Below are 6564 nucleotides of genomic sequence, written 5' to 3'. Positions count from 1 at the left end.
CTGCTGGTGCAGGTCAGCCTGCTGAAACACTGACACCAGCCGGACGATAGATCTCTTTACGTGACAACAACACCCAGATGATACGAGCCATTTTATTGGCAAGTGCAACTGTTGCCAGACACCTCGGACGCCTTGAGTGAACGTATCTGGGGCATGGGAACCCGACCGGCTATTCCCGCGAAACGACACGATGCGCCTGTTGCCTACCCCAGATAGGCCTATCTGGGGTAGGCACCTGGTCGAGAACCTCTGGGCCCGTCTCAAGGAGTGGCGTACTGTTGCAACCAGATACGAGAAAACAGCAACGTCGTTCTTGGTCGTCATACACATCGCTGCAGCAGCAGACTGGATCAAGTGTTAACAGGCCCAAGAACGTCTTGCTATCTAGTGCATGATCGGATAGATAGATCCAAGGTAAGAAAGCATATGAAAAACCGAAGGTTGTTGATCAAACACTTCGTTCTTTTATCTACTAAATTATTTAGTATCTGGATGATCAGGATTTTGAATATCTGAACCGGATCAAAGTAAAGACGAGCTACTAAATTTCCATCCGAATAACTCAAAGCCTACAGTCTGCGAAAATACTTCATGCTAATCGCCTAGCCCACTCAGGTGAGATAGTTGCTCTTCAATAGTAAAGAAACAAAAAGGGAATCACATACGAGGCGGAATAGGTCTAAAGTGGTATCAAACTATATTTCCGCTTGCGCTGTTAGATTTAATATCTAAAAACTATTTATATGTTCAAAATCAAAAAAGCAGGCCCTGTCAAAATAGACAGAGCCCACACGAACAATTAAACTGTCAAAGAATTAAGCAAATTGTGCCTTCGTGTCAGTACATTTTTTCTGATTACTCACAATGTAAGGACCAGCAGCACGAATGATCATGGAAAGGATACCTATTTTCCCATGTGTCAGATGATTACCTAAAGGCAATTCTGCATTCCCATTCGTCCATGAGCAATCTGTCCATGATGTTTCGTGCCAACCTATGGGTTTTTCAGCCTGAAGGTGGGATATGATATCAAACTGTTGCTTGGCACAATGCAACCGCACATTAGCAACAGCTACACCCATGTAGCGCCGGTCATCTACAAACGGGCCGATTACATCAGATGGGCGGCTAGCACGAGACACGATACGAACTGACTGTGTGTTCTGCGGAAGCATAAAGGTATACTGATTGTCCGTTTTACGAATAGGACGTAAAATAGTGCCCGTTTCCGTAATCAGATGCAGGTCTGGGTTATCCGTCAGTTCAGCAACCTTTGTAAAAACTTGGCATCCATCAACACTGTCTTTGCGGCATTCGATCCTACGAAACAATGGCTCCACAAATGTATGTTCGACTCCCAATGGTGCAGCAGCATCGTCTTCCCAATTTTTGACCGTACCACGTAGTGTGACAATCTTGCCTTCCTGACGAAAGGAAGAGCGATTGCCGGTATCCAAATAACTTTCAGTCTGCATACCATCCGAAGTAATAACAGAATGCTGCTCTGTTTCTACATGGTAATAATCAAAAGAAGTAATGGATTTGTCGTAGAAAATGGACATACCATTTACCAACATACGTGCGGGCACAAATCGATTTTTGAAGAACAGACAATGTTCTGAAGTAATCAACATATCTTTATAAGGGACACCATTGGCAATGGCGTCTTTTAGAATGCGCACAGGCCAGCCAGCTTCGTCATCCAATAGGTGAGGACGAACTGTCGCGTGCGATTTACCAACCCAAACGACTGGGTGCACAACATCCTTGTTGTTCTTCCAGTCAAAAGCAACAACAGAATCACCGATACGAATGTCTTCAACAGCAACGTCACCTTTCGGCGTGCGAATCATACTGCCAGGCAAGAAGCAGGTGAGGTGATTGGCAATATCACTTGCCGCATTGGCAATTGCCTGAGTGGTTTGGGCTGCAATGATATCTGCCGGAAGTGAGGCAGCAGCAGTCTGATCAGCAAGTTGTGTAGCCGTAGCATTTGCCAATGCTTCCTGCGCGGTAACGGCAGCAGCATTAGCTGCGGCAACAGCCTTCTGATCCTGTTTGAGAGCAGATGCAGCCGCCTGATCATTCTGGAGTTTTGATGTGGCCTGATCGGCAATCTTTTGGGCTACATCAGCTGCCTTGGCAGCTACGGTTGCTGCAACCTGATCAACTGGCAAAGAGGCCGCTGCCACTTTGTCTGCAATCAATTTTGCTTCTGCCACAGTTTTGGCTGTAGCAGCAGTGTCAGATGCTGCAGTTGCAATGACTTGTGCAGCCTGATCCGTAGTCAGAGATGCTGCAGCCCCTTGGTCTGATATAAGTGTCGCTTCTGTTTTGGCAGCCTGATTTATAGTCGTGGCCACAGCATTATTTGCAGCAGTTATATTGGCTTGATCCTGCGCCAAAGCTGCGGCAGCTGTTTTATCACCAAGAAATGCAGCGGCTTGGTCAGCAAGCAGCTGGGCAGTGGCATTGGCCGCTTGGGTTGCTGCATTGGCTGCTGCTGTATTTGCAGATGTAACTGCTACTTGATCTGCAGGGATCGCTGCTGCGGCTGCCTTATCTGCTGTTACTTTGGCAGCAGCCTGATCTGCAAGTTGTTTGGCAGCGGTTGCAGCCTGAGTGGCTTTTGTGACAGCATCCTGATCTGTTGAGAGAGACGCGGCGGCATTCTGGTCAGCTTTCACCTTAGATGCCGTAAGGTTTTTCAAGGTATTGGCATCTTCCAAAGCAGTTGATGTAATTTGAATAGTGCTTTGATCCGTGGGCACAGAAGCCGCAGCTATCTGATCAGCCAATTGTTGTGCTACGACTTTTGTAACTTCCGCAGCAGTTGTTGCGACCGTTTTGCCTGCAGAAATAATGGCAGCCTGATCGTTTGGCAAAGCTGCCAGTGCAATTTTGTCTGCTGTTACTTTGGCAGCAGCCAGATCAGCCTGGTGTTTGGCTAGTGCTGCAACTTGAGATGCAATCTCACCTGCACTGGCACCAGAAGGATCTTGAGCATTATTCAGAGTATCTAGGATATCCTGCGCAGTTTGAGCATCTCCAGATGCAGAGCTGGCGATCGTCTGATCTATTGGTAAAGCCGCTGCTGTAACCTGATCTTGGGCTTGTTTTGAAAGCGAACTTGCGATCTGATTTGTTGTCGTGGAAACATGACTCTGATCAACGTTAACGGCATTCTGATCCAGTGTAAGGGCAGCGGCAGCGGTCTGATCAGCTTGCACCTTGTTTGCTGCCTGATCAGCCGCATTTTGTAATGTATCAGTTACCTGGGTAATGGCATCAGCTACTTCCTGATCAGCTGGAAGAGATGTTGCCGCGGCCTGATCAGCAATCTCTTTGGCCGTGGCAACTGTTTCTGCTGTTTTGGCGGCTTGCGCTACCTGGTTGGCAGTGGCAGCTGCAATCTGGTCTGCTGGCAAAGCGGCAGCTGCTGTCTGATCTGCCAGTTGCTGGGCAGAAGCTTTTGCAACCTCAGATGTGGCGGTGTTTAAGGTTGTATTTGCTGCTGTTATATTGGCTTGGTCAGAAGCAAGAGTATCCGCAACCGTTTTGTCACCAAATAAAGATGTTGTTTTATCAGCCAGATTCTGGGCAGCTGTTGCTGCGGCCTGGGATGCCGTTTGTGCTATCTGATTGGCAGTGGTAGCTGCAAGCTGATCTGCCGGTAAAGATGCAGCTGCAGTCTGATCTTTCAGTTGTTGAGCCGAGGCTGTTGCGGCCTTTGTTGTCGCTGTAATTGCTGTCTGATTTGCCGCAGCCAGATCCGCCTTATCCTGTGGAACAGCAGCTGCAGCAGTTGCATTCCATAATGATTGGAATTGATCTTGTTGAAGCTTTGCCGTATCTGTAACGACTTGCGCAGTTGCTGCAGCAACTGCCTGATTGGCTGCGGTAACATTTGTCTGATCTTGGGTGAGTGATGCTTGCGCTGTCTGATCTGCCGTTATTTTTGCTTCAGCAGTTACCGCAGTAGCCTGAGCTGTTGCAGCAGCTTGATTGGCCGTTGCAAGTGCCAATTGATCTCCCGCAAGAGAGGCTGCTTTAGCCTGATCTGTTACCAGTTGTGTAGCTGCTTGCGTAACAGCATTCTTGGCAGATGTTACGGCGTTGTTTGCTGCCGTAACATTCTCCTGGTCTTGCGCCAGGGATGTAGCCGCTTTTTGGTCTGCGGTTACTTTGTTGAGCGCTGTATCGGCAGCGGTCTGTGTCAATTCTGCTGATTGGGTTGCGACAGTAACTGCTAGTTGATCTGCGGGTAGTGATGCCTGTGCGATTTTATCAGCGGCCACTTTTGCTGCTGCTACCTGTTGCAGTGCACGCGCCGGTTTCAGGGCGCTTGTTGCCACGGTATCATCAATAGTATCTATGGGTAATGACGCCGCCTGAATTTTATCTGAAATGAGTTTGTTTGTATCAACAGCCAATTGATTAATAGCAACAGAAGAAGCTTCATTGGCTGCCGCAACATTGGTCATATCTGTTGCAAGATCTGCTTTTGCTGCTTGGTCGCTTTGTACTTTTTGGCTATAATTATTTGCTGTATTCTGACTTTCTTCTAATATTTCTGAGAGGATATTTTCCAAATCATTGTTTGCGACCATTTTTCAAGCCCCTTCTGATTAGATTGCGAATGTATATTGCAAATGCAGATATATTCCTGATGGAAGATATCATTTTCATTGTTTATGAAGAATGGATATTACTAAAAATATTTTAGTAATATCCTATGCAATAAGAGTAATTTTACTTTCCTTATAAGATTATAAGGAAAGTAAAATTGTTACAATCTTAGGCAGATTGTAATTTTTTCATTTCAGTTTTCTGCTCCGGTAACAGGTAAGGACCGGCTGCGTGGATATTCATGGAGAGGATCCCCATTTTTCCATGGGTAAGATGGCCATCAAGTGACATTTGAGCATTGCCATTTGTCCATGCAACACCCTTTTTTCCTGTATCGGCATGCCAACCTTCAGGCTTTTTAGTGGTAAGATGAGAAGTGATCTCGTATGACCGTTTGGCACACAGAAGATGCACTTCTCCAACCGCAACGCCCATGTAACGGCGATCATCCACAAATGGCCCGATTACGTCAGCCGGACGGCTTGTACGCGAGATAATGCGTACCGATTGTGTATTTGGCGGCAGCATGAAACTGTATTGCTGTGTTGTTTTGCGCATTGGGCGTACCACCGCACCTGCATCTGTGATGAGATGCAGATCTGGATCGTTAGTTGTTTCCAACTTTTCTTCTGCAACACGGCAACCGAAGATGCTATTTTCCCGCCATTCTATAGCGCGGAACAAAGGTTCTACAAACGACCGCTCAACACCCAAAGGCGCACCCGCATCGTCTTTCCAGCTTTTAGCTGCACCGTGCAGCGCAACAACCGTGCCTTCTTGACGGAAAGAGGAACGATTACCCGTATCCAGATAGCTTTCTGTGAGCATGCCATCAGCCGTGATGACTGAATGCTGTTCTGTTTCCACATGATAATAATCGTAGGAGGCGATCGACTTATCATAAAAGATAGAGATGCCATTGACCAGCATCCGCACGGGCACAAATCTATCCTTGAAGAACAGACAATGTTCCGATGTAATTAGCATATCTTTGTAAGGGACACCATCAGCAATGGCATCTTTCAGGATCCGGACAGGCCAGCCTGCTTCGTCATCTGACAGGTCTGGTCGAACAGTGGCGTGTGCTTTCCCTACCCACACGACCGGATGCACGACGTCCTTGTTATTGCGCCAATCAAAGGTAACAATCTCGTCGCCAATACGAATATCTTCGACTGTAACGTCACCATTGGGGGTGCGGATCATACTGCCCGAAAGGTAGCAGGTGATAACACCACCATTACCATCGGACTGCGTGAAATTATAGGAATAACCTAAAACTGCAGGCCATCCGTTTGCTGTCCCGTTATCTTTAAGGTCAAAAACATCACCCTGCAATGTGATTGTACGACCCGCTCCGACTATGCCTAAAAGGCTTATACCATCGCCAATGGTGGTCGTGTTAGTAATTTTATCATAATAAGCAGGTATTGATTTAGCGCTTGGGAAATCCATAACAAAATTAGCAGGAATTGTATTTGTAGAATTGCCGTGCGCATCAACAAAATTAATAGGAAGATCTAAGACTCCCACAGATAATCCGGTGGGTTCGACTTTGATTTCTCCTCCCTCTGGACCGACATTCACTGCGTGCAAAACGTTTGCACCAATGAGGTTGCCTTGAAGATCAAGCACGCCACCATTAACAGTTAGTCCGGTTCCGACATTTGCATTCAGAAGACCACCGCCAACTTTGGCAGTTGCTCCATTTTGAACCGTGATTCCTGAAAGTGCGCTAACACCAGCCAACCCTGTCGTGAGATCCACAACAACCGGATCTCCAGCTGGTGTCTGAGCGTTTTTAGTAATGATGATATCACTAAGTGCAGATACACCGGCAAGAGAACTCAAATCACCACTACTGTAAACCGTCGCGACGCCAGCGTTAACAGTAATTAATGCTGCTCCCATTCCCTTAACTCCTGATTTGCGCAA

General features: G+C 47.0%; 2 protein-coding genes and 2 pseudogenes. 1 reads left to right on the top strand and 3 read right to left on the bottom strand.

Annotation, left to right across the window (positions count from 1 at the left end; translation table 11 throughout):
• Positions 1-13: 13 nt before the first annotated feature.
• Positions 14-133 (bottom strand): annotated as a pseudogene (locus tag CSR02_RS17130) (IS110 family transposase); the annotation flags it as partial.
• Between the two features lie 57 nt (positions 134-190).
• Here CSR02_RS17130 and CSR02_RS15770 point away from each other — a divergent pair.
• On the top strand, positions 191-361 hold the full coding sequence (locus CSR02_RS15770) for a transposase (RefSeq protein ID WP_373319854.1): 171 nt from the start codon (positions 191-193) through the stop codon (positions 359-361).
• Between the two features lie 454 nt (positions 362-815).
• Here the strand turns inward: CSR02_RS15770 and CSR02_RS17125 are convergent.
• Together CSR02_RS17125 and CSR02_RS15760 are read right to left on the bottom strand one after the other, a co-directional pair.
• Positions 816-1874, bottom strand: a pseudogene (locus CSR02_RS17125) (Hint domain-containing protein); the annotation flags it as partial.
• Between the two features lie 2923 nt (positions 1875-4797).
• Positions 4798-6540, bottom strand: coding sequence for a Hint domain-containing protein (locus tag CSR02_RS15760; protein WP_099542312.1), 1743 nt, complete (start codon positions 6538-6540; stop codon positions 4798-4800).
• Positions 6541-6564: the final 24 nt, after the last annotated feature.

It is taken from the genome of Acetobacter pomorum, from assembly GCF_002738225.1.
Lineage (GTDB): Bacteria > Pseudomonadota > Alphaproteobacteria > Acetobacterales > Acetobacteraceae > Acetobacter > Acetobacter pomorum.
Note: the sequence above shows the minus strand (reverse complement) of the source record. Positions and strands in the feature narration are given on the sequence as shown.